Annotated in this window: 2 protein-coding genes; both read right to left on the bottom strand. The window is 74.0% G+C overall.

Features of this window, described 5'->3' with window-relative positions; genetic code table 11:
- On the bottom strand, window positions 1-1,723 hold a 1,723-nt coding region (locus ETD85_RS61640; RefSeq protein ID WP_138698994.1), incomplete at its 3' end, for a hypothetical protein.
- A gap of 222 nt (window positions 1,724-1,945) precedes the next feature.
- Window positions 1,946-2,380, bottom strand: a complete 435-nt coding sequence (locus ETD85_RS61635) for a nuclear transport factor 2 family protein (protein ID WP_138698993.1) — start codon at window positions 2,378-2,380, stop codon at window positions 1,946-1,948.
- Between the last annotated feature and the right edge of the window lie 82 nt (window positions 2,381-2,462).

Below are 2,462 nucleotides of genomic sequence, written 5' to 3'. Positions count from 1 at the left end.
GATGTGTATAAGAGCCAGCGCCCAGCCCGGTCGCCGAGGCCAGCTCGGCGACCAGCCAGTCACGCTCGGCCCGGCGCGCCTGCGCCTGCTGGCGCCGGTGGTTCGACTCCAGCTCGTCGATCTCGGCGTCGAGCTGCGCGAGCCGGTTCTTGTACGCCCGCCCGGCCGGCCCGTCGAGCACCGGCTGCGCCGAGGCGATCGCCGGGGTGGGCGGCACGGAACCCGCGGCCAGGTCGGTGGCCATGATCTCCTGACCCGGATTGGCCAGCAGCGCCGCCAGGTGCGCCATGCCCACGCTGTGGTCGACGAGCACCGCCCGCGCGCCCAGCTCCACCCGCCACTGGGGGCCGCTGGGCCGGCAGGTCACCCGGCTGCTCAGGTGGTGCGGCAGCACCATGCCCAGCGCCCTGGCCTCCTGCGCGGCCAGCGCCAGCTCCCGCCGCGCCGTCTCGTCCCTGGGGCCGTCGCGCAGCGCCAGCGCCTGCCCCAGCCGGGAGCGGGACAGCGCGACCGCGGGCCAGTGCCCCAGCGCCAGGTTGTGGTGGACGGCCGTGCGCAGGTGATCGACCGCCCGGCCGGGATCGCCCATGGTGATCGCGGCGACGCCCAGGCTGTGGTGCACGGACCCGAAGCAGGTGACGCCGGGGCTCGTGATCACCGGCAGCTCCGCGTACGGGGCCAGCAACGCCGCCGCCCCGGCCGCCAGCTCGGCGTCGCCCAGCAGGTCGGCCGCCTCCACGATCGCGTACATGGAGATCAGCCAGGTGCTCGTGCGCGGCAGGTCGGCCAGCACGCTGCCGCGCAGCCTGGCCAGCATGCTCTCGGCGAGCCGCCGGTCGCCGGTCGCGGCGGCGGCCACCGCCAGGCCCGCGTAGGGGGAGTCGTCGACCGCGCTGATCATGGGTGATCGCAGCAGGTCGGTCATCATGGGGACGAGCTCGCCGATCCGGCCCTGATACCAGCGGATGGTGGCGAGCTGGCAGCCGTACCAGCCGATGGCGTCGTGGTCGCCGACGGCCACGCCCTGCTCGCGGCAGGCGGCGGCCCGTTCCTCGGCCCGGTCGAACCTGCCCTCGCGGATGGCGAGCATCACCTCGATCGCGCTGACCACGAGCCCGGCCGCCTGGTGCGGCTCCTTGCGCAGCGCGGCACGCAGCTCGCCGAGCGCCCGTTCCGCGTGCGGATCGGCCTCCAGGAGCAGGTCCACGGCGTACCACAGCAGGCCCATGAGCAGGTCGGCGCGGCGGCCCGTACGGGAGGCCACCCCGATCAGCTCCTTGGCCAGCTCCAGCCGCAGCGCGCCGAGCCCGGGACCGAGGACGCAGTAGTGGGCCAGGCTCAGCGCCTCGGCCAGCGCCACCGGGTCGTCGGCGTCGCGCGCCTCGGACACCAGGGCCAGGATCGCGTCCCTGCCGCCGCTGCGATAGTCGTCCTCGGCGGCCAGCCTGGCCCGCAGCCGCAGGGCCAGCGAGGAGCCGGGGTCGAGCAGCGACAGCGCCTCGCGCTGGCGTACCCGGACCATGGCCGCCCCCGCGGCCGTCCTGTGCTCGTGCACCCAGACCCCGCCCAGGCCGAGCGCCGCCCGGGCCATCGCGTCGTGGTCACCCCGCTGCGCGGCCTCGCGGAAGGCGACGTCGAACCGCTCGCGTGCCCGTCGCATGTCCCCCTTGACGAGCAGCGCGTGCTCTCCGTCCAGCAGAGCCCATTCCAGCGCCTCAATCACCGGTCTACCCCCGTGGCAGCCTGTCGTCATCGCGCTTGCGGAACGTGCACACCCGCCGGGTCGCGGGCCCCATCCGCTCCCCATCTCGATGCCCGCGGATCGCGGATCGAGGAACGCAGCCGATGCCTGCACGGGTGAACAACCTTGGAGACGGCTCCCATCCGTCGTCCGGTTCAATTCCACACCAGACAGGAACGAATGGGAACCGAATTGGCGCCCGGCTCAGCGCGCGGTGCGCCAGCTCTGCTCCTCCACCAGCTCAGCGCTGCGCCAGCCGTCCTCGGTGCGGCGCAGGCGGTGGTGGTACCAGCCGCCGCCGTGCAGGAATCCCTCCGCGTCGGCCGCGACCATGTCCCGCGTCGGCGCCAGCGTGTCGGTGAAGGGGGCGCTCACCCGGGCCTCGCCGTCGCCGTCGAAGTCGATCCTCGGGGAGCCGATCAGATGCAGGCGGCCGGGCCAGTGCGCCAGCACCTCGGCCAGCCACGCCTTGACCTCGTCTCGGGTGCCCCTGATGCCGCCCGCGGAGCTGTAGTCGATCACCGCGTCGGCGCAGAACACCTCGTCGAGCAGGTCCCACCGGCCCGAGTCGATGGCCTGGGAGTATCGGGCCAGCAGACCGGCGATCTCCAGCCGGTCGGCGATTTCCTGCGTGTCCATGCAGTGATCGTCGCGCTAGAAGCGCTCGATGACCAGATCCCGCAGGGGCCGCCGTCCCCGGGGGATCGCCGGGGTGCCGGGC

This window comes from Nonomuraea zeae (genome assembly GCF_005889725.1).
Classification (GTDB): Bacteria; Actinomycetota; Actinomycetes; order Streptosporangiales; family Streptosporangiaceae; genus Nonomuraea; species Nonomuraea zeae.
This window is presented reverse-complemented; position numbering and strand designations above follow the sequence as displayed.